The organism is Streptomyces sp. NBC_01214 (assembly GCF_026340975.1).
In the GTDB taxonomy this organism is placed as follows: Bacteria; Actinomycetota; Actinomycetes; order Streptomycetales; family Streptomycetaceae; genus Streptomyces.
In genome coordinates this window covers 3,549,081-3,575,119 of record NZ_JAPEOS010000001.1, presented here as the reverse complement: position 1 = coordinate 3,575,119, position 26,039 = coordinate 3,549,081, and the positions used below count along the sequence as shown (strand labels likewise).

Below are 26,039 nucleotides of genomic sequence, written 5' to 3'. Positions count from 1 at the left end.
AAATGGGACGCGGCAAGTTTCGGATCTACCTGGGCTCGGCCCCCGGCGTCGGCAAGACGTACGCGATGCTCTCGGAGGGCCACCGACGGGTGGAGCGCGGCACCGATGTCGTCGTCGCCTTCGTCGAGCATCACAACCGTCCGCGCACCGAGGTGATGCTGCACGGCCTGGAGCAGATCGCACGGCGCGAACTGGAGTACCGGGAATCCACGTTCACCGAGATGGACGTCGATGCGATCCTCGCGCGTCGCCCCGCCGTCGCGCTGGTGGACGAGCTCGCCCACACCAACGTCCCCGGCTCGCGCAACACCAAACGCTGGCAGGACGTCGAGGAACTCCTCCAGGCCGGCATCGACGTCGTCTCCACCGTCAACATCCAGCACCTGGAGTCCCTGGGCGACGTCGTCGAAACCATCACCGGCGTCCGCCAGCGCGAGACGGTCCCCGACGAGGTCGTACGACGCGCCGACCAGATCGAGCTCGTCGACATGTCCCCGCAGGCCCTGCGCCGCCGCATGGCTCACGGCAACATCTACAAGCCCGACAAGGTCGACGCCGCCCTGTCCAACTACTTCCGCCCGGGCAACCTGACCGCCCTGCGCGAACTCGCCCTGCTGTGGGTCGCCGACCGCGTGGACGAGTACCTCCAGGAATACCGCGGCGAGCACAACATCCGCTCCACCTGGCAGGCCCGCGAACGCATCGTCGTCGGCCTCACCGGCGGCCCCGAGGGACGCACCCTCATCCGCCGCGCCGCCCGCCTCGCCGAGAAGGGCGCCGGCGGCGAGGTCCTCGCCGTCTACATCGCCCGCAGCGACGGCCTGACGGCCGCCTCGCCGAAGGAACTCGCCCTCCAGCGGACCCTGGTCGAGGACCTCGGCGGCACCTTCCACCACGTCATAGGCGACGACATCCCCGACGCGCTGCTGGAGTTCGCCCGCGGCTGCAACGCCACCCAGATCGTGCTCGGCGTCAGCCGCCGCCGCTCCTGGCAGTACGCCTTCAGCCCCGGCGTCAGCGCCACCGTCGCACGCGAATCCGGACCCGACCTCGACGTCCACATCGTCACCCACGACGAGGCCGCCAAGGGCCGCCGCAGCCTGCCCGTCGCCCGCAGCGGACGGCTCGGCCGCTCCCGCCTCATCTGGGGCTGGATCGTCGGCATCGCCGGTCCCGCGCTCCTCGCGCTCCTCCTGAGCCAGGTCGTCCCCGACCTCGGCCTCGCCAACGACATGCTGCTCTTCCTCACCTTCACCGTGGCGGCAGCACTCCTGGGCGGCCTGCTCCCCGCCTTGGCTTCGGCGGCCTTCGGGTCGCTGCTCCTGAACTACTTCTTCACGCCGCCGGTCCACAAACTCACCATCGCCGACCCCAAGAACATCGTCGCCATCGCGATCTTCGTCGGCGTCGCCGTCTCCGTGGCCTCCGTGGTCGACCTCGCCGCCCGCCGCACCCACCAGGCAGCCCGGCTGCGCGCCGAATCCGAGATCCTCTCCTTCCTCGCCGGCAGCATCCTGCGCGGCGAGACCGCCCTCGACGCCCTGCTGGAGCGGGTGCGCGAAACGTTCGCCATGGATTCCGTGGCACTGCTGGAGCGTGGCAGCGAAGTCGACCCGTGGACCTGCGCGGGCAGCACGGGCACCGGTCCGGTCAGCCGCCCCGAGGACGCCGACGTCGACATGCCGATCGGCGAGAACATGGCGCTGGCCCTGACCGGCCGGGTGCTGCCCGCCGAGGACCGCCGCGTGCTCGGCGCCTTCGCCGCCCAGGCCGCCGTCGTACTCGACCGCCAGCGACTGGTCGGCGAGGCCGAGGAGGCCCGTCGTCTGATCGAGGGCAATCAGATCCGCACCGCGCTCCTGGCCGCTGTCAGCCATGACCTGCGTACTCCGCTGGCCGGGATCAAGGTCTCCGTCACCTCGTTGCGCTCCACCGACGTCGACTGGTCCGAGGAGGACCGGGCCGAGCTCCTGAAGGGCATCGAGGACGGCGCCGACCGCCTCGACCATCTGGTCGGCAACCTTCTCGACATGTCCCGCCTCCAGACCGGCACCGTCACCCCGATCATCCGGGAGACCGACCTCGACGAGGTCGTCCCGATGGCCCTGGCCGGCGTACCCGATGACAGCGTCGACCTCGACATCCCCGAGACGCTCCCGATGGTCGCCGTCGACCGCGGCCTGCTGGAACGGGCCGTCGCCAACATCGTCGAGAACGCCGTCAAGTACAGTCCCGGCGGTCAACCCGTCCTCGTATCCGCGAGCGCCCTCGCCGACCGCCTCGAACTCCGCGTCGTCGACCGCGGACCCGGTGTCCCCGACGAGGCCAAGACCCGGATATTCGAGCCTTTCCAGCGTTACGGAGACGCGCCCGCGGGCGCCGGTGTCGGGCTCGGCCTCGCGGTCGCGCGGGGCTTCCTGGAAGCGATGGACGGCACCTTGACCGCAGAGGACACCCCCGGCGGCGGCCTGACGATGGTCATCACCCTGCCCGTCAAGGACGGGGTGCAGCCGGGACTCCCCCATCTCCCGGCCGACGCCACGACCTGACCCGGCCGGCCCGCGCCTTCGGGGACGGACTCACCATCCGGGGTCGGGAGTGGCCGGGTCGGCCCGACGTGCCGGGTGGGGCTGGACGCCGGTCATCAGGACGTCCAGGCCCCGCCGGGTCGTCGCGAGCACGACCCGGTCGCCGGCCCGCAGGACGCGGCCGTGCGGCGGGCGCCAGTCGAAGCCGGTCTCCCGCGGCACGTACAGACCGCCCAGCGTGTCCGAAGAGGAAGCCGTACGGTACGCCGCCGAGCCCTCCGACGAACCCACCGCCAGCACTCGCCATTCGTTCCGCTTGAACGCCTCGTGGATCGAGAATCCCTCCAGCTCGGGGTGCCCACCCACGTCCACCACGGTGAACAGCAGCACCCCGCGCTCGACCGGCATCACTCCGAGGACGTGGCGGCCCATCATCGCCGCCGCGAACGAGGGCGCCGCCAGCGCCGACACACTGCGGCTGCGCGTCGGCGCGTGCGGGTACGAGGCCCGCAGCGTGTGCGAGACGGTGGCCGCGAAGTCGTCGTCGTAGAGCCGCATGACCACCCTGATGTCCGGATTGGCCTCGCGGGCGGCCATCACGATGTCCAGGTTGGCGCTGTCGTCCTTGCTGAGCACGAGGAGCGACTTCGCCCGGCCGATCCTCGCCAGGTCGAGGACGCGCGGGTCCGTGGCGTCGTCCAGGAGCAGAGGAACGCCGAGTTCGCGGGCACGGGCGACGCCGCGTGCCTGCGGGTCGCGTTCGATGACGACCACCTTGTGGTGGGTGGTCCGCAGCCGACCGAGAACCCGCGTACCGATCTTGCCGAGGCCGACCAGGACGATGTGGTCGCCGAGAGCCTCGGTGGGCGGGTGGGCGGCGGCAGCGGTCCGGAACGCCTCGCTGGCGTTCATGGTCGCGGCCACGACGAGGGGCAGCACTGCCAGCCCGACGAAACCGGCGACGAGTTGGAGCACCCGGCGCGTCGGCTCCTCGTCTGTCGCGGGGTCTCCCATGGTGAAGATGTCCAGCATCGGCAGATAGACCGCCTTCCACAGCGGTATCCCGTCGACCAGCGTCAGCGTGGCGAGCGAAAGCATCACCACGACGGCGGCGAGGAGTCCGAAGACCGACATGACCTCGCGCGAGACGAAGACCTTCCAGGGCAGTTGCGTGAGCCGGTCACGGAGCCAGCCGCCCGGCCTGCGCGGGTTGGCCGGTGCCTCCGGGGCCTGGTCGTGGGTGACCTCCTCCAGCATCAGTCGGCCGTGCGTGAACTGCCGGTGGTACGAGGTGACCGTGTCCGGGAGGAGCTGCGTGCCGTCGGCACCGGGAGTCTCAGCGCTGTCCTGGCTTCGCGGGTCGTCGCGGTCCGTCCCGGAGAACACCGCCAGCGTGGCGAGGTCCGAGGCGTGCGGCGCCTCGCCCGCCGGACGCACCACACCGCGGAACACCTTGCCGTCGACCTGGAGGGTGTGCCCCTGGCCGAGCGCGGCGGCGGCCACCAGCTCGGGCACGGCGGTGTCGGCGTCGGAGAGCACGGTGGTGGAGGCGTCGACGAATCCTTCCTCCAGGTCCGGGGTGCGAGCGGCGACGGCACGGTCCAGGAGTTGTTCCAGGTGACGACCGCGCTCGCGGTGGTACATCCGGATGACCAGCCGGATCGACGGGTTGAGGGTGCGGGCGAGCAGCGCGGCCATCATGTTGGTCTGGTCGTCGCCGTAGGTGAGGGCGAGTGCGGCGGCCCGCTCGACTCCTGCCGCCCGCAGTGTCTGGTCATCGGGGCGGGCCGAAATGATCAGTTCCACGGGCGAGCGCGGGTTGTGGTGCAGTGCGTCGATCTCCCCACCGTGCTCATCACGACGGGACGGCAGCACCACCGTGACAGTCTCACCGCACACGGCGTCGAGCTCGACCGCGAGGCGACGGGCCAGGCCGTCGTCCCCGCAGATCACCATGTGCTGAGAGCGTGGAGCAACATACGGCAGTAGAGGGAGAGTTGAGGTCACATCTGATCAGAATGGATCGGCGGCGCCACGGTTGCACTCGCACGCGAGTTCGCCGTCAATGTTGCGTATGGACCGACGCCGGGACGGAACGGCGGGCCAGCCGGGCGATGGCGAATGAAAACCATCGCCACGGCTGTAGTCGGCGCCCGTCAGCCAGGCCCCACGGCACGCCGTGGCGCGAGGGGCGCGGGAACGCCAGGCAGGGACAGCGTCATGGTCAGGCCGCCTCCGGGGGTGTCCTCGGGTGTCAGCGTGCCGCCCATCGCCTCGGCGAGTCCCCGGGAGAGTGCGAGCCCGAGCCCGACGCCCGTCGTGTTGTCGGTGTCGCCGAGGCGCTGGAACGGCACGAACGCGTTCTCGCGGTCCGCCTCGGGGATTCCGGGCCCACGGTCTACGACCCGGAACTCCACCCGGTCGTCGAGCGCGCTGGCCGTCAGCAGAACGCGCTGTCCGGGCGGGGTGTGCCGGGCGGCGTTGCTGAGCAGGTTGGCGACCACCCGCTCGAGCAGTGGTGGGTCGGCCAGCACCGCAGGGGCCTCTTCCACGCTCCGGATGTCGACGACGGGCGCATCTGCGGGCATTCCGTCCAGTGCGGCGGGCAGCACTTCCATCAGGTCCGTGGCTCGTAGGTCCAGCTTCAAGGCCCCAGCCTGCAGGCGGCTCATGTCGAGGAGGTTCTCGACGAGGCGGTTGAGCCGGGCCATCGACTCGTCGGCGGTGGCGAGGAGTTCGCCGCGGTCCTCCTCGCTCCACGCCACGTCACGGGCGCGCAGGGAGGCGATGGCGGCCCAGCCGGCCGCGAGAGGTGTCCGTAGATCGTGACTGACCGCCGCGAGGAGTGCTGTACGCATCCGGTCGGCTGCCTTGACGGGTTCGACCTCGGCGGCCGCCTCGGCCAGCCGGGCCCGTTCGACCGCGACCGTGACGTGCGCGGCGAAGGCTGCCAGGACACGCCGGTCGGAGGCGGACAGCGGACGCCCCCGCAGTACGAGATACCCGCCCTGGCCCACCGGGACCCACACGGACGAGGTGTTCTCCGCACCCGGTTCGGCGGTGAGCTCGACGGAGTCCATGCCGAAGGTCTCCCTGGTCCGTTCGAGGAGCGCGGGAACGGCCTGGTCCCCCCGCACGATGGAGCCGGCGAGCGAGGAGAGCGTCTCCGCCTCGGCCGTCGCCCTGGCGGCCCTGCGCGACAGCCGCAGCGACCGGTCGATCGTGGCGGCGACGGTCCCCGCGACCACCGCGAACACCACCAACGCGAGGATGTTGTTGGGCTCGGCGATGGTGAACTCGCCGACCGGCGGAATGAACCAGTAGTTCAGCAGGAGCGAGGCAGTCACGGACGCGACGAGGGCCGACACCACTCCGCCCACGCACGCCACTCCGACCACCGTCACCAGGAACAGCAGCGCCTCACTGGTGAGGTTGAGGCTGCCCCGGGTCTGGTCGAGCAGAAAGGTGAGCGCGAGCGGGAGCACGAGACCCAGTACCGGTCCGGCGATCAGGCGGGAGTTCGGCAGAGTCCGCCTTCGCGAGGGCAGCAGTCTTCCGTGTCCCGCCCGTTCGTGCGTGACCATGTGAACGTCGATGTCCTCGGACAGTGCGACGATCGTCTCACCCGTACCCCGCCCGGTGAGGAAGCGCTCTACGCGACCGCGTCGGCTCGTACCGATCACCAGCTGGGTGGCGTTCTCCGCGCGGGCGAACTCGGTGAGCGCCGTGGGCACATCCTCACCGATCAGGGAGTGGTAGGTGCCGCCGAGGCTCTCGACAAGGGCGCGTTGGCGGACCAGCGCTGAAGCCGACGCTCCCGCTGCCAGGCCGTCGCTGCGCGCTATGTGCACGGCGAGGAGGTCGCCGCCCGCCGAGCGGGCGGCGATCCTGGCAGCCCGCCGGATGATCGTTTCTCCCTCGGGTCCGCCGGTGATGGCGACCACCACCCGCTCCCGGGTCTCCCACACTCCCCCTATGCCGTGCTCGACGCGGTACTTCTGCAGTGCCTCGTCCACGCGCCCGGCCACCCACAGCAGCGCCAGCTCCCGCAGCGCGGTGAGGTTTCCGACCCGGAAGTAGTGGGACAGGGCCGCGTCGACCTTCTCCGGGGCGTAGATGTTCCCGTGCGCCATGCGCCGTCGCAGCGCCTCGGGTGGCAGGTCCACCAGCTCTATCTCGGCGGCCCTGCGCACCACTGCGTCCGGAACGGTCTCGTGCTGCGGGACCCGGGTGATCTTCTCGACGACGTCGCCCAGGGACTCCAAATGCTGAATGTTGACGGCCGTCACCACGTCGATCCCCGCCGCGAGGAGCGCCTCCACTTCCTGCCAGCGCTTGGCGTGGCTTCCGCCGGAAACGACGGAGTGGGCCAGTTCGTCGACGAGCGCCACCTCGGGCCGCCGTTCCAGGACGGCCGCCAGATCCATCTCGGCGTACGAGCCACCCCGGTACGTACGTTCCACGCGTGGCAGAACCTCCAGGCCGGCCAGCTTCTCCTCGGTCAGGCGGCGTCCGTGACACTCGACGAACGCCACGACCACGTCCGTCCCCCGGTCCGCCCGCCGCCGCCCCTCATCCAGCATCCGGTACGTCTTGCCCACGCCGGGGGCCGCCCCGACAAAGACCTTCAGTCTTCCGGGCCGGACAACCGCCTCCGCCACGTCACGTGCCTCCTCACGCCGAAGAACGCCCCGGTCCACGAAGGGGCTCCCCTGGGTGGCAGAGGCACACAAGTCCTGCTCACGCACATCATCGGGCGAAATTCCGCCGGATCGCGGTTGAGCGCGAGCACATTGACGCTGTCCTGACACAGTCCATGCGGATATGGTGAAGGCGGTGTGCCGGGAAGTCTGGTCGGCGTGACGGGTCACGTGGCCCCGATCTCGATTCCAGGGGTCCAAGGGGCGGCATGCGCAGCGTCGGTACGGTCTTGTTTCTCGTCGTCCTCGCCACCATCGTCGCGACCGGTGCCCGCCGCTGGCGCATACCGGCTCCCTCCTTGCTCGTCGTCGCGGGCCTCTTCGTCGCCCTGCTGCCCGGGGCCCCCGAGATACACATCACCCCCGAGATCATCGGCCTCTTCGTCCTGCCGCCCCTGCTGTACGCCAGCGCCGAGGAGCTGTCATGGCGCGAGCTGCGTGCGGTGTGGAAGCCGGTGTCCGTGCTCGCCGTGGGTCTCGTACTGGCCTCGGCCGCGGCGGTGGGATTCGTGGCCTCCGCGCTGACTCCCCTGTCCTGGCAGATGGCGCTGGTCCTCGGGGCGGTGCTCGCGAGCACCGACCCGGTGGCGGTGACCGCGCTCGGCCGACGCCTCGCGCTGCCGCCCAGGGTCCAGGTCATGGTCCAGGCCGAGAGCCTGTTCAACGACGCCACCTCCCTCGTCCTCTTCCGGGTCGCGGTGAGCATCGCGATCGCCTCCTCCGCGGTCTCCTGGGGCAGCGCCGGCACTGAGTTCGCGGTGCTCGCCGGAGGCGGAACCCTGATCGGGGCGGCGATCGCCGGCGTCGTGATGCTGATCCGGCGCCGCATCGAGGACCCGGTCCTGGAAACGGTGGTCGCGCTCGTCACCCCGTACGCTGCCTACGTCCTGGCCGAGACCGCCCACACCTCTGGCGTCACGTCCGTGGTCGTGGCCGGCGTCCTCGTGGGCGGCAGCGGCGATCGCCTGACCAGCGCACGCATACGCCTCCAACTGCACGCCGTCTACGGCACGGTGGTGTTCCTCCTCGAAAGCGTGGTCTTCAGCCTGATCGGGCTCTCCCTGCCGGGCCTGATCCGCGAGCTGGGCGACGAGAACAGACTCTGGCCGGTCTACGCACTGGCTCTGGCGGGCACCCTCATCACGGTACGGATCCTGTGGATCTTTCCGCTCTCCGCCCTCCTCCAGTGGAAGAACGGGAAGGCCAAAACCAACTGGCGGATCCCCGCCGTCCTGTCGTGGGCGGGAACCCGCGGTGTCATGCCCCTCGCCGCGGCCCTGTCCATCCCCATCGCCGCCGCGGACGGATCTGCGCTGGCGCAGCGCCCTTTGGTACTGGTCCTGACCTCGTCCGTCGTGGTTGTCACCCTCGTCGTCCAGGGCTTCACCCTCGCCGCGGTCGTCCGCCGCTCTGGGATCGGTCTCGAACCGGATCACACCGAACGTGAGGAGATCGGCGCGCGACTGAGTCTGGCCGAAGCGGGTCTGCGCCGGCTGGACGAACTGTCAGGACTGGAGGCCGCACCCGAGGCAGTGCTCGATCGGCTCCGCCGTGCCCTGCAGGCCCGCAGCGACCACGCCCACGACAGGCTCGGCGACGACGAGGCGCCGTACGAGTCCGCCGACCAGGTCTACCGACACCTGCGCCGCGACCTGATCAACGTCGAAGCCGCCGAACTCCGGCGCCTCTATGACGACCACCGCATCAGCGACACCACCCGCCGCCAGCTCCAGCGCACGCTCGACCTGGAGGAGGCACGGCTCTCCGACCTGTGAAAGCCCCTCCACGAATAACCCGTCAACATCGCATCAAGATTCCGGAAAACCGCGCGGGAGCCCCTCCGGCGGGGAGATGGCGAATCAGCCATCTCGCCCATCCGGAGCTCTTTCCGTTGCCCGGCGGGCCAAGGCCGGCAGGAGCGCTGCCTGGAACGTCTCCGTTCTGCCGCGCGTTCCGCCGATTCGGGGTACTCAACGGGAACCGGCCATCCGATCCGGCCCTATTGCAGCGCCAGGAAGCGGATCCATAGCCTGATGGCGCATCGAGAGTCCCTTTACTCGAACCCCGCTCGAACCGAATGAGTCGGCAGGGGAAGGCTCGCACAAGCCGCGGAAGGGATCACCATGAGCATGCGCAGTACACGCCCTCTGCTTTCGCTCTATCGAGCCATTTACACGACCGGCGTCGTCGCCCCTCTCATGGCGGCAATTCTCGCGTTATGGTTCGGCCTCAGCCGCCCGAGCTGGACCGGGCTGATCGTTGCGGCGGCTATCATCGGACTCCTGCTCTTCATCGCACGAAGGCGCCTGGCGGAATTTCTCTCACTGCGTCACCTGCCGGGGCCGAAGCCTTCGTTCTATCTCGGGAACACGGTCGACCTGCTGGCCGGCGGGCACGGCGGCCGGCACGAAACGCTACAGGCCCTGCACGACGAGTACGGGCCCGTCGTTCGACTCCATTTGGCGTGGGGGAGCTCCCCCTTCGTGTCGCTGTCGTACGTGTCCTCCAACCTCCACAAGAAGGACCTGGACTCGCACCGTCGAGCCGACCGCACCGTACTGGCCAGAAGCCTCATGGGTGTGGAGGGAGGCGAACTGCACCGTTCCCACCGGCAGGTGATGTCACCGTCCCTGACGAATCGCCGCGTCGCGGAACGGGCTTACGTCCTGACGGACGTGTCCAGCGTGTACGTGGACAAGTGGAAGCACGTGGACGAGACGTACGACGGCCTGCAGTCCGACCTGCGCGACTGGAGCGTGAACTGCCTCAGCGCCTTCCTCTTCGGTGACGACTGGCATGTGCAGGCGGATCTGCACGAATACCACCGCGCGCTCGGAGCCATCGAGGAAGAGGTGAGCTTCCGGGCCTTCCACCCGTTCTTCGTCAGGTGGATCTTCCCGAGGCGGCGGCGCCGGGTCAGGTCCGCATATCGCCAGGTCGCCGCCGTCCTCGGCGCGGTGATGACCCGCCGCGAACAACGCGTTCCCGCCGCCTGTCCGGCACACCAGCGGCCGGACGACCTGCTCGACCGGGTGACGCAGTCGCCGTGGTCATCCGAGGACCGTGTCGAGGAGATGATGTCCCTGGTCCTCGGCGGCGCCGATCCGATGTCCTACGTCCTATCGCAGGCACTTGTCATGCTGTCCCTGGATCCGCACGTGCAGGAAAAGGCACGGAAGGCGATCGAGGCGGCCCCTGCGGAGGACGGCGACACCATCCCGGACCCTTACGTCCGAAACATCGTCTACGAGACGCTGCGGCTCTTCCCGCCGGTCCCGTTCAGCGCGAAATTCACGAACGACCTGACCCTGGAGGAAAGGGGCGGGAACATCCCGCCTGGCACGGTCGTCATGTGGATGAAGAACGCCATCGGGAAGAATCCGAGCGTTTTCCGCGAGCCGGACCGCTTCAACCCGGACCGATTCTCGGTAGACAGCGCAGAGCACGACACCATCAACGGTTTTCTGCCCTTCGGCGCCGGCCCTCGGCACTGCATAGGAAACCGGCTCGCCGAGCAGCAGTGCGCCGTCATGCTGACCGAAATCCTGAGGAACTTCTACGTCGTTCCGGTCGAGAACATCAAGGTGTCGTTCCATTCGACGATCTCCGTGGTGCCGTCGGCCGTGCCGGTCAGGCTGGTCGAGCGCTGAAAGGATCCGACATATGACAGAGCCTGACAGGCCCGCACCGATCGCTCTGCACCGCGCCGAAGGTGAGGGAGAGGCTCTTTGGTTTCTCGATTTCCTCGCGACAGTCAAGGGTTCGTCGGCGGAAATGAACGGGGCGGCGTCCGTCATCGAACACCTCGGCCGGCGCGGCTCCGGCTCGCCACTGCACGTACACCACAACGATGACGAGTGGTGGTACGTACTCGACGGGGAGATGACCTTCTGGGTGGCCGGCCAGGTCATTCAGGCAGAGACCGGCTCCTTCGTCTACGGCCCCCGCCACGCGCCCCACACGTTCCTCGTCACCTCCGACGAGGCCAGGTTCCTCCACGTCACGGAGCCCGGAGGATTCGACGGATTCACGCGTTCCCTCGGGAGGCCCGCGCGCGCCCTGGAGATTCCGTCGGAAGAGATCGCCCCGCTGGACCTTGAGCGACTGCCCGCCATCGCCGCCGAGTACGGAATCGAGGTACTCGGACCTCCCGGCATCCCGACCGCGATCCCCCACTTCGGACACCAGAAGGAGACCTCGTGACCATGACCATGCCCTCACCGCTCTCGGACCCGTCCATCGTGCCCGACCCCTATCCCGTGTACGCCGACCTCGCTCAGCGCGAACCGGTCCACTGGTCCGAAGGACTGAACGCCTGGGCGGTCATGACGTACGCCGACTGCGCCGCCGCGCTGAAGGACCACCGGCTCAAGGCCGAGCGGATGGAAGAGGTGCTGGACGTGAAGTTCCCGGGCCGGCCGCTGCCGCCCGACAGCATCTACCACCGGTTCACCAAGAACGTCATGATGTACACCGACCCGCCCCGTCACGACGCGCTCCGCAGGTCCACCCAGACAGGCTTCACCCGCGCCGCCCACGAGCACTACAGCCAGGTCATCGCGCGCGTCGCGGCCGACCTGGTCGCCTCGATCCCCCAGGGCACGAAGGAGATCGACGCCGTCTCCGCCCTGGCCGCCGAGCTCCCCGTGCGCTCGGCCGTACGAGCCTTCGGTGTTCCGGAGGAGGACCTGGACTTCGTCATACCGTGCGTGGACACCCTCATGACGTACTGGTCCGGGCCGCAGGACCAGCCCGTGGAACTCGACCGTCTCCTCGAACTCCTCACGGACCTGCACACCTACGCTCAGGAGCTCGTCGAGGGCAAACGCGGCAAAGTCGTTCCGGACACGGTCATCGCACGCCTCGCGGCCGCCCAGCACCAGCTGACCGAGACCACGCCGGAGCAGACGGTGCACCAACTCGTGCTGCTCTTCATCGCGTTGTTCGCCCCCACGACACCGGGCTCCGTCAGCAGCGGCATGCTCTCCTTCGCCCGCAACCCGGATCAGATCGCCCGCTTCCTGGCTGACCCCGCATGCGTCGACAACACGGCGAACGAGGTGGTCCGCTACAACGCGTCCAACCAGTTCACCTGGCGCGTCGCGAAAACGGACCTTGAGGCGGCCGGCGTACGCATCGGGGCGGGGCAGAGTGTCGCCCTCTTCCTGGGCGCGGCAAACCGGGACCCAGGCAGGTTCGAGCGGCCCAGCGCGTTCGATCTCGACCGGCCCAACAGCGCCAAGCATCTGTCGTTCGGCCTCGGGATCCACTCCTGCCTCGGCAGGCAGATCGCCAACCTGCAGCTCAAGTGGTTCTTCGTCGCACTGTTCGCACGCTTCCCCGGCATCCGGCCGGCCGGCGAGCCCATCTGGAACCCGAACCTCGAATTCCGGTCCCTGCAGTCGCTGCCGCTCAGGCTCAGCTGACGGGAGCCACCCCCGGCGCCTCCCGCCTCATGCGAGGAAACCGTGAACTCCAACGCCCTTCCCACCCTCACATCCGCCCACCCTGCCAAGGCCTCGGGACCTGACGGCATCGCTGTCGCCGACGAGGCCGAGGAGTTCCTGCGCCAGTTCCACGCCGAGCATCCCAGCCAGCCCGTCCCGCTCGGCCGACGTCTGCACCAGGTCCGCGCCGCCATCGACGCCGCGGGCACCTACCGGCACACCCCCGGCGAACTCGCCTTCGGTGCCCGCGTCGCGTGGCGCAACTCCAGACGCTGCATCGGCCGCCTGTACTGGAACAGCCTGCGCGTCCTGGACCGCCGGGACGCCACCACACCGGAAGAGATCCACCACCACCTGTGCGAACACCTGCGCCAGGCGACCAACCTCGGCCGCATCCGCCCCGTGATCAGCGTCTTCGCCCCCGACACACCCGGCCGACGTGCCCCCCGAGTGTGGAACGACCAGCTCATCCGCTACGCCGGCCTCCGCCGCGACGACGGCACGGTACTGGGCGACGCGGCGTACGTGGACTTCACCGAGCTGGTGCGCAGGCTCGGCTGGCAGGGTCCCAGTGGCCCTTTCGACGTACTGCCGCTGGTCATAGACACCGCTGATGACAAGCCCCAGCTCTTCGGCCTGCCGCGGGATCTGATCCTGGAGGTTCCCATCACCCACCCGGACTGTCCGCGCATCGACGATCTGGGCCTGCGCTGGCACGCCGTACCGGTCATCTCCAACATGCGCCTGCGGATCGGCGGTATCGACTACCCGCTCGCCCCGTTCAACGGCTGGTACATGGGCACCGAGATCGGCGCCCGCAACCTCGTCGACGAAGACCGCTACAACCTGCTGCCCAGCGTCGCAGCCTGCCTCGGCCTGGACACCAGCAGGGAGAGCACGCTGTGGCGCGACCGCGCACTGGTCGAACTCAACGTCGCCGTCCTGCACTCCTTCCATGTCGCGGGCGCCCGGATCAGCAACCACCACACCGAGTCCCGCAACTTCCTCACCCACGTGGGCAAAGAACAACGCCACGGCCGCTCCGTCCCCGCGGACTGGAGCTGGATCGTCCCCCCGGTGTCAGGCGGCATCACCCCCGTCTTCCACCGCTACTACGACGATGCCGACCGACGCCCCAACTTCTACCCCGACGACCGCGAGCGCGACGGCGCGTCAGGCCAGAACGGATGCCCCGTGCGACATTGACCCAGGCCATTGGCTCAGGGGTTGACCACCTCGGATCTGGGGAGCACTGGGTTTCAGCGCAACGGCGAGGCCGGCGAGAAAGAGCGCCGAAGGCGCGGAGCTCCGTCGGCAACGGAAGACCCGACCACACGCGACACCCAGCACCCAGCACCCAGGGCTCCGTCGTTCTGGCTGAGCATCCGGTTTGATCACGTGACGCCAGGGTGACGAGTACCGGACGGCGTCGCCAGAACGACGGGGCCCTGAGCCGGCACCACACGGAAGGGCACACGGCTCGGCGTCGGTTCCGCGTCAGCGTCCCGCCCAGGAGGCGTCAGAACTGCGTCAGGGCCCTATCGCGCACGCCTACGATGCCGTTCGCTGGAGAGGTTGAAGTCCTCATGAGGGGTATGGGCGAGTACGGGTGAGTACCGAGACTGTCGTAGGCATCGTCGTCGCAGTGGGCCTGGTCGGATATCTCGTCCTGGCATTCTTCTTCCCGGAAAAGTTCTGACCAGTCGGTCTCAGGCGCGGTGGGCCTTGTGGCCGGGCCTGGGGCGCACTGCCTGCCAGCCCCAAGAACCGCACCTTCCTTCGCCGCCCGAAGAAGTACGACGAGGGCGACCAGAACCGCCAGGGACCAAGCCGGCCCCAGCGTTCTGAGGGTGCGACCTCACCGGCCCGTCACCGCGTGACCCGGGCGCGGAAGGCCTCCATGGTCAGGGTCTTCTCGGCGGCAGGAAGGGTGATGGTGAAATTCTCGCCGAAGGAGTCGTACGTGGTGGCGCTCGTGCGCCCGTCGACCCGGCTGCTGAGGGCCCCCGTCCCCGCCCCGCCGCAAAGCAGGGGGCCGGTCCTCGACATACCGTCAGAGGCACGCCAAAAGTGACGACTTGGGCGCGGCGCCCTGTCCGCGCGCACCGGCAGCCGCCGACCAGACACCCCGTGTGCCTCCGCCCGCGATCGTGGGCGGAGGCACACGGTTGTGTCCGGTCAGATCGCGTCGACCACCTCCGCCACGGTGAGGCGGGACAGGCTGTCCGGGCTCAGCCGGTGTCCCTCGACGACCAGGTACTGGTCGGCTGCCCCAACTCGGAGCGCGACCGCGTTGTCCGGCCTGCGGTAGAAGTCGGGGTCGTGACCTCGGACTGCGTTCAGCGCGAACTCCCGAGCCAGCTCCAGGGACATCGGCTCGGACGTGCGGATCTCCGCGCCGTACCGGTTCTTCGTCAGACCGATCTCCGCTACCACGACGTGGCGGCCTTCGCCCATGGTTCTTCGTTCCCCTGTCCGGTGATCATCTTCGGTTTCGGATCGCAGCGTAGATCACCCCGCTCGCGGGAGACGCACGAGGGCTTCCGAACCTCCCAGGCGGAACCGGGAGCCCCGCAATCCGGCTCACCACCACTCGCAGTCGCCCGTCAGTCTCCCGGGACGTCTGCCACCGCGGTACGGCCGGCCGCTGTCGGAAGCGTGAGCTTCATCGCGAAACCGCCCCCGCTGGCAGCGGGTTCAAGGGCGCCGCCCATGGCCTCCGCCAGGTCGCGGGACAGCCGCAGGGCGAGACCTTCCGGACTGCGCCCCCGATGCGGCCCCGGCGCCGCGCCCTCGGGGGCCTCGCCGTTGCCGTCCGTCACCCGGATCTCCAGGAAGCTGGGCCGGACCTGCGCGGTGAGCCGCGCGGGCCGGTCCGCAGGACTGTGGCGCTGGGCCTCAGCCGCGAGCGCCGTCAGGACCCGGGTGAGGACGGCGGCGTCGGCAATCACGTCCGGCACCTGCTCCGGAAGGCTGCACTGGAGCGTATGGCCGGGGCCGAGGGCATCGAGTACGGCGGTCAGGACCTCGTCTACGTCGACCGGGCGCAGGTAGAGGTCGAGCGCCCCGGCGTGCAGGCGGCTGAGCTCGTCGAGGTCGGTGACGAGCCGGCCGGCGCGGCGCACCGATGACCGGGCGGTATCGAGAATGCGGGCCTGCTCGGCGTCGGTCGGGGTGCGCAGGCCGTGCAGGGCCTCGTCGGCGGTGTGCAGCGGGTCGCGCAGGTCCCGGCCGGCGGTGAGCAGGAGTGAGGCCCTGGTGTGCTCGGCTGCTGCGCGGATGCCGGATTCGGCGTCGTGGGCGGCGAGCCGGCCGTGGGAGTACGCCATACCCAGCTGCGCCGCACACACACCGAGGACCCGCTGATCGTCGCTGCTCAGAGGACGCCCCCTGGCAGCCAGGGTGAGGCTCCCGCCGGCGGGGCGTTCCACGTCGGCGTCGTACGGGCGCTCGGGTGGATCCTCACCGGTACTGGCGACGACGTACCAGCGGGGATCGGCCGGATGCGCCGCATCCCTTTCCAGCAGGCTGACCGCATCCAGGCCGAAGTCCTCCCGTACCTGTTCGAGCAGGGTCGGCAGGTCCTGGCCGTGCATCATGGCGGTGGCCAGTCGGCTCAGCGCAAGGGCCTCGGAGCTCGCGCGGACGGCCCGGTACGTGCTGCGTGCGGCCGTGCCCGCGGCCATGCCGACGATGACGGCCGTGACGACGTACACCACCAGCGCGACGACGTCGGCGAGGTGCTGGACGCGCAGCGAGTGCATCGGCGGGGTGAAGTAGTAGTCGGCGAGCAGTCCCGCGGCAAGAGCGGCCACCAGTGCGGGAACGAGGCCACCGACCAGGGCGATCACGACAACGGCGAGCAGGTAGAGCACCAAGGCGAGGGAGAGATCCACGTGCTCGCCGAGAAGAACGAGCACAGCGGTCAGGCCCGGGAGCGTGATCGCCGCGAGCAGCATCGCCGTCCAGAAGCGCCGTGGGCCGGTGGCGCGGCTCGGGTGCGGCAGTCGCAGCGGGGAAGTCGAGCCGGCGGCGTGCTCATGGGTGATCACGAGTACGTCGATGGGGCCGGATCGCCGGATCGTCCGGTGCCCCACACCGCCGCGGAGGAACGTGGAGAGCCTTCCGCGGCGGCTCGCGCCCAGCACGATCTGCGTGACGTTCTCGGCCTCCGCGAACTGGAGCAGCGCCTCGGGGATGTCGTCGCCGGTGGTCTGGTGGTAGCTGCCGCCCAGTGACTCCACCAGGGCCCGCTGGGCGGCGAGGGTGGCCGGATCGCCGTGGGTGAGGCCGTCGCTCGGTACGACGTGCAATGCCAGCAGCTCACTGCCGGGGACTCGGGCGCTGATCCGGGTGCTGCGGCGGATCAGAGTTTCTCCCTCGGGGCCGCCGGTGAGGGCGACCATGATGCGCTCGCGGGTTTCCCAGGGGGTGGTGATGCCGTGTTCCGCGCGGTAGCGCTGCAGTCCTTCCTCGACGCGGTCGGCGAGCCACAGGAGGGCGAGTTCGCGCAGGGCCGTGAGGTTGCCGACGCGGAAGTAGTGGGTGAGGGCGGCCTCGATGCGGTCCGAGGGATAGATCTCGCCGTGCAGCATGCGTCGGCGCAGCAGCTCGGGCGGCAGGTCGACCAGTTCGATCTGGTCCGCGCGGCGTGCCACCTCGTCGGGCAGGGTCTCGCGCTGCGGGACACCAGTGATCTGCCGGACCACATCACCCAGAGACTCCAGGTGCTGCACGTTGAGCGTGGTGACAACGTCGATCCCCGCATCGAGAAGGTCCTCAACGTCCTGCCATCGCTTGGCATGGCGGGACCCGGGCACATTGGTGTGGGCCAGTTCGTCGACCAGGGCGGCCTGCGGGCGGCGGGCGAGCACCCCGTCGAGGTCCATCTCGGTGAAGCTCGCCTCCCGGTACTCCATGGTTCGCCGGGAAATGATCTCCAGCCCCTCGGCGAGGGCAGCGGTGGGCCGTCGCCCGTGCGGCTCGACGAAACCGACCACCACGTCGGCGCCTGCCTGGGCCAGACGCTGCCCTTCCTCGAGCATCGCGTATGTCTTTCCGACCCCGGGGGCGGCCCCGAGGTAGATCCGCAATCGCCCACGCGCCATCGACGGGCTCCTGCCCGCTCGTCACACCCCCTCGGCCCCCGCATCCCATGGTGCGCCCAACCGCGCTCCCGCGCTCGCAATCCGCGCGCAGGATCGCCGGTCAGGCGCCCCGATACGAGAAACGGCTGCTCTCGGGCGGCATGGCTTCCCCACACACGGTGTCGAGGACGGCGGCGAGGCAGCGAATCGGACCGTCGTCCCCGGGCTCAGCCTCCTTGGCCGGTGCCTCTCGGACGCTGCGCACGCGTGATCAACACCAGGGCGAACAGCAACACCACGGTACCGGGCATGGTGAACATGGTGCGGTAGGCGGAATCGACCGCCAGGAGACCGATCAGCTGGATGCCCAGCGCGATCGCGATCAGGAGTTGCGCCCAGCCGAAAAGCCTGACGCGGACGATGTGCCGCCGCTGCCAGGGCAGCAGCCAGCCCCTGCTGAGTGTGGCGATGCCGGAGCCGGCGAGCAGTAGCGCTGTGACAGCGATCAGTGCGCCGATGCCGTAACGGATCCCCATGCGGGCGCTCCTTTCAGTGGGTGTGTGCCATGGGTGATTGTTGTGGGCCTTACGAGGGCCCGGCCGACCGGGCCTGCGGATCGTGGTCGATGTACTGACCGCTTCGGATCAGTCGGCTTCGGCACGGGCTTCCACGTCCTCGATGCCGGAAGGACGTCCGGCTCGGACCCAGCGGAGGTAGAAGGCTCCGCCGATGGCGAGGGTGGCGACCAGGGAGAGGACAGGCCAGCCGCGGAGGAGGTTCACCAGGAGGGTGAAGGCCACCGCGACGGCCGCCATGGCATTCAGCCAGGCGAGGGCGGGCTTGCGCTCGGTACGGGCGAAGCGGGTCATGGCCATCAGCCCCACGAGGAAGCTGACGAACACCGCGACCGCGTAGAAGAGGACGAGTTCCTGCTCCTCCCCTGCCGCGGCCACGATGATCACAGCCGCCGCACCCAGGTAGACGAGGACGGACCAGTACGGGGTGTGGTGCCGGTTCGTCCGGCCCAGCGCTGACGGCAGGACGCCCGGGTGCTCCGGGGATCCGGCGAGGGCCTTGAGGAGTCCGGGGCCGGCCTGGAACGAGGAGCTCGCGGCAGCCAGGAGCAGGAGGGAGCTGGTGAGCTGGAAGGCTCCGTAGAGCCAGCCGGAGCCGGTGGCGGCATGGGCGATGTCGGCGATCTGGGTGGAGTCCTTGCCCGGGATGCCAATGCGCAGGCGTACGGCGAGCACGGTCAGGGCCAGGGTGAGGCCGCCGACGATGACCAGGAGAAGGGCGAGCGTACCGCGCCCGAAGCGGCGGCGGTGGGTGTCGTCCAGCTGCCCGAGCTGGGCAATGGCCGTGGACGGCGCCTCGATGCCGGTGGCCAGGGCCATCGCGACGGGGAAGGCGAGGACGACCGCAAGGGCGGCGGAGCGGCCCGGGTCGGTCGAGGCCGGGGCCTCGCCGACGGTGTGGGGCGAGACGAAGCCGTGTACGAGTACGGCGACGCAGACGAGTACGAAGAGCACGGTCATGACGGCGAACAGCAGCCGCCCGCCGTGTCCGAACCAGGTCAGCCCGGCGACGACCAGCAGCAGGAGGAGGGCGAGCGGGACGCGGAAGGGCGCGGCGGCGGGGAAGAGGGCGATCACGGCGCTGGCGGCGGCCGCGATGGAGATCCCGATGGTCAGGACGAAGTCGACGACGAGCGCGCCGATCGGTACGAACGTCCAGCGCGGCCCGAAGGCCCGCCCGGCCGCGGCCGCCGCCCCACCGCCCTTGGGGAAACGGCGCACCAGCTGCCAGTAGTTGGCGGTGACCACCACGACCAGGCCCACCACCAGCGACATCGTCGGCAGCAGTAGGGCGAGATCGCCCTGCAGGGCGCGCAGCGCCGCCTCGATGGCGTACGCGACGGAGGAGACTGGATCTGCGATCACGGCGAAGGCGAACGCGAAGAAGAGGACCGAGCGGCGCGGACTGCGGCGGCCGGGCCCGCCTGGCAGGGGCGCAGGCGCAGCGGACTGCTGTATGGCGGTCATGAGGGATGCCTTTCAAGGCGAGAGCCGGAGCCCACGGAATGGCCCATGGCTCCTGACCGCCGACCAGACTTCCCGGCACACCAGTCGTCAAGAATACGTCAGAAGTCCGTTGCCGAAGAGCCGAAATCCGCTGTGTTGACAGGGCACTTGAACGCTGAGCCCGCTGGCCAGCCGCATGGCTGCGTCCAGTCAGCGGCCGGTGACCACGGCTGCTCCGGTCGCCGTCAGGTCGGCGGTGCGGTTCAGGCGTGCGTCGCGGTGAGCTTCGGCTGCCAGGAGTTGAGCAAAGACATGGGAGGCTGCCCCTTTTCGCTGTCGGGAGTGGTGGTGGCGACATCGTGCCGTGTGGCGCCGGTATACCGCCGGTTCCTGCGGACCCAGGGCGCGTCGCGCCCTACCACCGCTTCGCCTTCCTGGCGGCGATCGTGCGGCGGATCCCGTACGCGGCGGCGCCCGCGGCCAGGACCGCCGCGCCGGTGATCACCGATGAGCCTGGCAGGGCGAAGGCCAGGACCAGGCAGCCGGCCGGCCCCACCACGGGGATGATCCGCGCCGGCCGTCCTTCGGACGCTGTGAGGGTCCAGGCGGAGGCGTTGGCGATCGCGTAGTAGACCAGGACGCCAAAGGAGGAGAAGCCGATCGCCCCGCGTACGTCGGCGGTCGCGGCGAGCACCGCGACGACCGCACCGACGACGAGCTCGGCCCGGTGCGGCACCTGATTGCGGGGGTGGACGGCGGCCAGGGCGTGCGGCAGGTGCCGGTCCCTGGCCATCGCCAACGTCGTGCGCGAGACTCCAAGAATGAGCGCCAGCAGCGACCCGAGCGCCGCGAGCGCCGCACCGGCACGGACGACCGGCGTCAGCCAGCCCGCTCCTGCTGCCTTCCTCCGCCCGTCATGGCCTTGCATCACACGGCACGACCTCGGAGGAGGCCAAGATCCGGGCCAGTTGCGGGCCAGCACCGGTCCGCCGAAGGAAGACACGTCAATTCTTCCTGGTCAGGAGCGGTGTAGCGCGTGTACCACCAGCACTCCAAGAACTTATTAGTAAGCTATTCCCCCAAAAAGATCGGCTTCTTCTAAAGTTTGAGCACGGTGTCTGACCTGCGTAAAAGACCGGTCGGGCACCGATCTCTGGTCTAACGACAGCTCCCGAAGCCAGGTGATTTCAGGGTTCACTTGCCTCCAATACCCCACTTCATAGAGAAGATCCGGGCCGTGCACGGGCCAGCCCGATCGCCGGCTCACCGCGCGTACCAGCAGACACTGGCCACCTTCGCAACCAGCTGGCCCACCACCGACGCACGGTTGACCGCTTCATCCCTGCTCTCAACTGTGGCGGACATCTGTCGGCTTCTCCTCGTCGCTCTGGCATGCGTCGGGCGCCCGGTGCTCACCTCCGGGAATTCCGTGCGCAAAGACCACTCGGATTCGGGACTCCGCAGGCCTGACGAGTGAGCGCGCGGGTGACCCTGACCGCGTCCGCCGTTGCTCGTACGTCGTGAACTCGGGCCGTCCGGCGCCTTGGTGTGCAGCGATGGCTGACAGGGCGGCCACGTTCCATGAGAGCCAGGATTCGCTCCCCTGCCGCCAGACGCGGGGAGACCTGCTGCAGGCAGCCGACTCCGCTCGGCGTCACAAGGAGAGTTAGTAGTTGCCGACCGCCGACAGGTATCGGTGGTCGGCTGTCTCGCTGTCGGTGGTGAAGCGGGGAGCTACTCTGATCTGCTCCCGACTCGGCGCGACCTTCACCGTCTGCGCTTCGGTGTCGATGACGGTTATCGCACCCGCCGGGATCAGCACGCTCTGGCCGAACACCCACGCGCCGGTGTCGACCACCAGGTGCTGCATGCCGGGCTGGTCCTGCTGGCGGTCCACGTGCCCGATGACGCCGTCAGCGGCCTCCACGGTGAAGCCCACCAGCGAGTGCCGGGACGTATAACCGCTGTCCTGCGCGTACATCCACACACTGCTCACAGATTCGTCTCCTCACCCTCGACAACCAGGCCCAGGGCCTCTCGGGTCGTATCGCCCCTCCTCATTCCCCGGCATGCGCCGGACAGTCGAGGGCTGCCAGTGAGGGCCTCAATGGGGCATGGGGCCGAGCGACATCCCGGCTGGCGCTCGCAAGCGATGCGCCCCGGCCGGAACACGACCACAGGAACCCGTACGCGCGTCGCTCGTGCGGTTAGCGGCCGCAGCCAGGCCGCCCCCGTCTGGCCTTTGCGGCGGCCAACCGGCCGCCGGCCTCGCAGTCGTCCACGGCAGATGGCCGGCACGCACGGTCCCTCCGGCTGAAGCCTTGCGGCGCGGCAGACCGGTCTGGACACAGACCAGGGCCGCGCAGCAGACGCTGCGCGGCCCTGGTCCGGTATGCATCGGATCCCGCCGACACCGAAGGCGTCCGCTGTCCGGACGGAAGGGTGGGCGCCCGCAGAGTCCGGAGACGGGGTGGCGAAGCTCAGGCCGGGTTGATGTTCTCGGCCTGGGGGCCCTTCTGACCCTGGGTGACGTCGAACGTGACGACCTGGCCTTCCTGGAGCTCGCGGAAGCCCGAGGAGTTGATCGCGGAGTAGTGGGCGAAGACGTCCGGGCCGCCACCGTCCTGAGCGATGAAGCCGAAGCCCTTCTCCGCGTTGAACCACTTCACAGTTCCCGTAGCCATGTCTCTTGCCTTCCAGTCGATGAACGCCTCCCACACCATGCGGAAGACGGAGGTGATCGCCCTGGTTCCTGCGGCACAGCACAGCAAAGCGCCCACGCCGAAAAGCGTGGGCAAAGGGAACTTCCGAACCACGACAGCTGACTCAAACGCTACACGCCCACAACACCCCGTCACCAGAGGGAGCGGGCACGCGTCGTGCGCGTGCCGCACCCCGCGGCCATCGAGGGATCGGGCGGCCATCAGTCCTTCTCATGTGCCGCTGCCCGGGCAGGACGGTTAACGGGTTTGCGTGTGGCGTTGGCATCACCTCGGAGAAGCCCACAGTGGGGCAGGTGGCCCGACCGCATCGCAGCTGCGCCCGTGCGAAGGGGGTGTCCTGCAGGCCGGCAGGATCGTTTTGACGATCGTGACGGATCATCATTGGGAGCCTTCCAGCCCCCGGGCCGAGGTGGGCAGCGGTAAGCGCAGAGCCGAGGCTCGTATTCCGGAGCAGACGCCCCGTCGGCCTTTCGGCCACCCCGCACACGCCCGTGCCCAGGTCACCGCAGAGGCTCAGGACCAGGCCACACCCTTGTACACACAACTCGCCGCGAAATGGGCAGCCCGCGGCGCCACCGTCCCCTGCCTCCCCGACCCCCTGTGGCAGCGCCTGACGTCCATCGAACACCTCGAACGGGAGACTGAAACCACCCTGCGTCAGCTCCACCTGGCAGGAATCGCCCAGCCCACTGAAGGCCCGCTGGGCACCGATCAGCCGTGGACACTCCCGTGATCCACTCATCGCTCGTGTGCCAGGGCTGCTCTGGCACCCTCCACGCCGTCTCCACCGCCCATACCCACTTCGCGCACCTGCTCAGCTGGGAGGTCGACCACGACCACACACCCGCCTGCTGTCCCCTGCGTCCCTTCCTGCCGCTGACAGGTGAAGCCGCTCACATCCACGAACTCGCCCACGCCGACCGCGTCCTGACCACACCGACCTGACACTGCCCGGGACAGTCGACAGACACGGGAAACATGCGAGGGCGCCACCCACGAGCGGCATCTCCAGCTGATGTCGATGCGTAAGCGGGCGGGGCGGTTGTCGAGGCACCTGCGGACCGCGTCCCGGGACGGCAGGCGCAGTCTCTCCCGGTCGCGTTCACCAGCCGAGGCGGATGAAGCCCTAGCGGCCGCGAGGACCACCGTGCAGGGGTGGGGGCGGGCGGCCTGCCGAGGGCCAGGGAGCACGTCCGCCTCCTGCGCTCCTGCTGTCCAAGGCGGCTCATCAGCTCCGGCCACCTCATGCCGCAGCGGTGGGTGCGCCGATCCGGCGGCACGATGGTCTTCGGCGTTGACGCGCTGCGCTTCCTCGAGTCGGTCCTCGAGGTGACGATCCGGCAGGCCGCCTCGATGGGGGTGCCCCGGTCGACAAGTTCCCGGGCGCCGGCGGCGATGCGCAGCTGATAGCCGGAGTAGCGCCGGTGTCCACCGGCGGAGCGGACCGGGGTGATCAGGCGGTCTTGCCGTGGAAGTCGAACGTGGTGTTCACGTGTTCTCCCATCCAGAGGCTGGCCGTGGTCGAAGGCGGGCCGGAAGTGGATCAGTGCCGGGAAGGCACAGGCGCGGTGGTGCCGTCTGTACGGGAACCGGGGCGAGGCACCGGTCCACGAGCCGGGTCTGCCGTCGGGTACCGCTGAGGGCGATGAGCGGCGGGAGGGCGAGGGCGGCCGAGAGGGAGCCGACCAGGGTCGGTCCTGTCCTGGAAGAAAACCTCCTCCTGGTCAGTAGGCGGCGAGGGAGATGGCGGTGTAATGGGCGGTGAACGCTGCCACGGCAAGGCGTGGAAGACCTCGTGGTAACCGAACCAGCGGGGTGAGGGGTCGGAGCGCTGGAGGGCGTAGACGACCGCGCCCGCGCTGTAGAGGAGCCCGCCGGTCACGATCAAGCGAGTACGGCGGGATCTCGCGGCAGAGAATCTAACTACTCGTCAGTAGAGTCAGCAAACCCCGTCGGTTATGCCGGTGGCGATCAGGCCCGGCGAGGGCGGTGCGGGCGCGCTGTTCGGTGTCGAGGTCGGCGGATTGGGCACCGAGGGTACGGGCGGCGGCCTTGACTCATCCTTCCCAGCGGCGGCTTCGGCGCCTGCTACGCCGAGCGGGCCATGCCCACCTGGATCTGACCTGCCCCACAGGTCAGGACGCCAATCCCACAGGCCGGGACCGCCCTCGTGCGGTCCCGGCCGTGCGGCCGTCAGACCTCGTCCAGATCGTCGGCGTCGGGGGCGCGGAAGGGGCGCAGGCCCTGGCTGGGGCTGTTGGCCTTGATGTTGAACAGGGCCCAGGAGGTTGATGCCGGTCCTTGGGCACGAGAACCTCAACGTGCTCGGTCGCTACTGCTACCCCGCCTCCAGCCGACTCCAGCGCCCTGCGGCCCCTGCGCGACCCGGACACACTCGAACTGGACGATGACGACGACGGCGGGTAGGGCTGATCTTCCACAGGGGCCGGGGGGCGGGGCTGGGGCCAGGAGAGTCCCGGGACAAGCCAGGTGCGTCCGTCGCTGCCCCGGTCCGCCCGTCACAAGGCGGCCCTGGGAGTGCATCAGCTATGGGGGCGGGCGCCCGTCACGTGCTCGGCCGCGGCCGCCCAGGGGGGTGGGGTGTCTCGTTTCCTGACCCGGAGTCCGAAGGCGACGCCGATGAGGACGAGCGCGGCTCCCGCGATCTGGTTGAGGGAGGCGGTTGCCGTGCCGGTCACGGACAGGGCCAGAAGTGAGGCCAGGGGGATGAGGCCGTTGAAGAGGCCGGTCCGGCCGGTGCCGAGCCGCTCGACGGCTCCGTACCACATCAGGAAGACGACCATGGTCACGCCGAGGGCGAGGAAGGCCAGTGCCGAGAGCTCGGCGCCGCTCGGTCGCCGCAGCACAGGGGTCCCGGTGACCGAGCCCGTGATCACGGCGGTCAGGAGGAGCATGCCCGAGGCGAGTGCGCACGCGTAGGTGATGGCGGTCAGCGATCCGAGCGCCTTGGTGGCGGGCGCACCGAGCAGTGTGACCGCGCACACTCCGGTGAGGGCCAGGCACGACCACGCGAAGCCCTGGGCGCTCCACTGCACTGTGCCGCCGGTGGACAGCTGTGCCACGGCGGACCCACAGGCCACACACAGGGCCCCGGCCATCAGACTCCGGGAGGGACGCACCTGAGCGAGCAGGGACTGGACCAGGACGATGATCAAAGGTGCGGCGCCCAGCGCGACACCGACATTGCCCGGCGAGGTCATCGAGGTGGCGTAGACGAGCACGACGCCGTACCCGGCCATCCCGGTCGCGGCCAGCAGAAAGACCCATGCCATCTGGGCCGGGGAGGGCCGTATGAAGGTGTGCCTGCGTATGCGGGCCCAGATCAGCAGGAACACGGTCGCGAGCCCGTAGCGGACGGCCTGCCCGCCGATGAGCGGATAGCCGTGAAGGTGGGTGGCAGCGGCGACGGACCCGCCGATGAGGCATACCGCCCCGAGAGCCAGGGCGGCCCCGGAGCGTTCTCGTGCATCGAACATCATGCGGCCACGCTGACATCGATGCGTCGTAAGCAG

At 69.4% G+C, this 26,039-nt stretch carries 18 protein-coding genes and 3 pseudogenes; 8 read left to right on the top strand and 13 right to left on the bottom strand.

The genetic code is table 11. The features are described from left to right. Positions 1 to 2 precede the first annotated feature (2 nt). Positions 3 to 2,549, top strand: coding sequence for a sensor histidine kinase KdpD (locus OG594_RS16785; RefSeq protein WP_266599615.1), 2,547 nt, complete (start codon positions 3 to 5; stop codon positions 2,547 to 2,549). Positions 2,550 to 2,579: 30 nt separating this feature from the next. On the opposite strand, the gene OG594_RS16780 is transcribed toward OG594_RS16785, so the two are convergent. Both OG594_RS16780 and OG594_RS16775 read right to left on the bottom strand, forming a co-directional pair. Next, the gene (locus OG594_RS16780) at positions 2,580 to 4,484 is read right to left on the bottom strand and encodes an NAD-binding protein (RefSeq protein ID WP_266599613.1); all 1,905 of its coding nucleotides are present in this window, start codon (positions 4,482 to 4,484) and stop codon (positions 2,580 to 2,582) included. 200 nt (positions 4,485 to 4,684) lie between these two features. Next, entirely contained in the window at positions 4,685 to 7,189 is a 2,505-nt protein-coding gene (locus OG594_RS16775) for an ATP-binding protein (protein ID WP_266599611.1), read from the bottom strand. A gap of 248 nt (positions 7,190 to 7,437) precedes the next feature. Between OG594_RS16775 and OG594_RS16770 the strand changes: the two genes are divergently transcribed. From OG594_RS16770 to kdpF, 6 genes are all read left to right on the top strand, one after another. Next, positions 7,438 to 9,003, top strand: coding sequence for a Na+/H+ antiporter (locus OG594_RS16770; RefSeq protein WP_266599609.1), 1,566 nt, complete (start codon positions 7,438 to 7,440; stop codon positions 9,001 to 9,003). Positions 9,004 to 9,351: 348 nt separating this feature from the next. Then, positions 9,352 to 10,878, top strand: a complete 1,527-nt coding sequence (locus tag OG594_RS16765; RefSeq protein ID WP_266599607.1) for a cytochrome P450 — start codon at positions 9,352 to 9,354, stop codon at positions 10,876 to 10,878. A 13-nt stretch (positions 10,879 to 10,891) separates the two neighbouring features. Beyond that, positions 10,892 to 11,431: a quercetin 2,3-dioxygenase gene (locus OG594_RS16760; RefSeq protein ID WP_266599605.1), complete on the top strand. Its 540-nt coding sequence runs from the start codon at positions 10,892 to 10,894 to the stop codon at positions 11,429 to 11,431. A 2-nt stretch (positions 11,432 to 11,433) separates the two neighbouring features. Continuing rightward, positions 11,434 to 12,654, top strand: coding sequence for a 4-nitrotryptophan synthase (txtE, locus tag OG594_RS16755; protein WP_266602973.1), 1,221 nt, complete (start codon positions 11,434 to 11,436; stop codon positions 12,652 to 12,654). Between the two features lie 108 nt (positions 12,655 to 12,762). Then, positions 12,763 to 13,881: a nitric oxide synthase oxygenase gene (locus OG594_RS16750; RefSeq protein WP_266602971.1), complete on the top strand. Its 1,119-nt coding sequence runs from the start codon at positions 12,763 to 12,765 to the stop codon at positions 13,879 to 13,881. A gap of 403 nt (positions 13,882 to 14,284) precedes the next feature. Further along, positions 14,285 to 14,374, top strand: coding sequence for a K(+)-transporting ATPase subunit F (kdpF, locus tag OG594_RS16745; RefSeq protein WP_266599603.1), 90 nt, complete (start codon positions 14,285 to 14,287; stop codon positions 14,372 to 14,374). 170 nt (positions 14,375 to 14,544) lie between these two features. On the opposite strand, the gene OG594_RS16740 is transcribed toward kdpF, so the two are convergent. The 8 genes and pseudogenes from OG594_RS16740 to OG594_RS16705 all read right to left on the bottom strand — a co-directional run bounded on the left by OG594_RS16740 (position 14,545) and on the right by OG594_RS16705 (position 22,467). Continuing rightward, positions 14,545 to 14,724 carry a hypothetical protein gene (locus OG594_RS16740; protein WP_266599601.1) on the bottom strand — a complete coding sequence of 60 codons (180 nt, stop codon included), beginning with the start codon at positions 14,722 to 14,724 and terminating at the stop codon, positions 14,545 to 14,547. 129 nt (positions 14,725 to 14,853) lie between these two features. Further along, entirely contained in the window at positions 14,854 to 15,132 is a 279-nt protein-coding gene (locus OG594_RS16735) for a hypothetical protein (RefSeq protein ID WP_266599599.1), read from the bottom strand. A gap of 149 nt (positions 15,133 to 15,281) precedes the next feature. Further along, positions 15,282 to 17,783 (bottom strand): DUF4118 domain-containing protein, encoded by a 2,502-nt coding sequence (locus tag OG594_RS16730; RefSeq protein ID WP_266599597.1) that lies wholly within the window; start codon positions 17,781 to 17,783, stop codon positions 15,282 to 15,284. Between the two features lie 206 nt (positions 17,784 to 17,989). Next, complete coding sequence (locus OG594_RS16725; RefSeq protein ID WP_266599595.1) at positions 17,990 to 18,298, bottom strand: hypothetical protein; 309 nt, start codon at positions 18,296 to 18,298, stop codon at positions 17,990 to 17,992. Between the two features lie 108 nt (positions 18,299 to 18,406). Next, the gene (locus OG594_RS16720; protein ID WP_266599593.1) at positions 18,407 to 19,804 is read right to left on the bottom strand and encodes an amino acid permease; all 1,398 of its coding nucleotides are present in this window, start codon (positions 19,802 to 19,804) and stop codon (positions 18,407 to 18,409) included. Between the two features lie 394 nt (positions 19,805 to 20,198). Further along, a pseudogene (locus OG594_RS16715) lies at positions 20,199 to 20,687 on the bottom strand (amino acid permease); the annotation flags it as partial. A 762-nt stretch (positions 20,688 to 21,449) separates the two neighbouring features. Next, a complete protein-coding gene (locus OG594_RS16710) occupies positions 21,450 to 21,779 on the bottom strand; it encodes a PRC-barrel domain containing protein (protein ID WP_252308802.1) in 330 nt (109 codons plus the stop codon). A gap of 484 nt (positions 21,780 to 22,263) precedes the next feature. Then, a complete protein-coding gene (locus OG594_RS16705; protein ID WP_008735947.1) occupies positions 22,264 to 22,467 on the bottom strand; it encodes a cold-shock protein in 204 nt (67 codons plus the stop codon). A 768-nt stretch (positions 22,468 to 23,235) separates the two neighbouring features. Here OG594_RS16705 and OG594_RS16700 point away from each other — a divergent pair. After that, positions 23,236 to 23,451, top strand: a complete 216-nt coding sequence (locus OG594_RS16700; protein WP_252308803.1) for a hypothetical protein — start codon at positions 23,236 to 23,238, stop codon at positions 23,449 to 23,451. Between the two features lie 312 nt (positions 23,452 to 23,763). Here the strand turns inward: OG594_RS16700 and OG594_RS16695 are convergent. From OG594_RS16695 to OG594_RS16685, 3 genes and pseudogenes are all read right to left on the bottom strand, one after another. Beyond that, positions 23,764 to 23,966 (bottom strand): annotated as a pseudogene (locus OG594_RS16695) (MerR family transcriptional regulator); the annotation flags it as partial. A 264-nt stretch (positions 23,967 to 24,230) separates the two neighbouring features. Next, a pseudogene (locus tag OG594_RS16690) lies at positions 24,231 to 24,394 on the bottom strand (hemolysin III family protein); the annotation flags it as partial. Positions 24,395 to 25,049: 655 nt separating this feature from the next. Next, the gene (locus tag OG594_RS16685; protein WP_252308804.1) at positions 25,050 to 26,006 is read right to left on the bottom strand and encodes a DMT family transporter; all 957 of its coding nucleotides are present in this window, start codon (positions 26,004 to 26,006) and stop codon (positions 25,050 to 25,052) included. Positions 26,007 to 26,039: the final 33 nt, after the last annotated feature.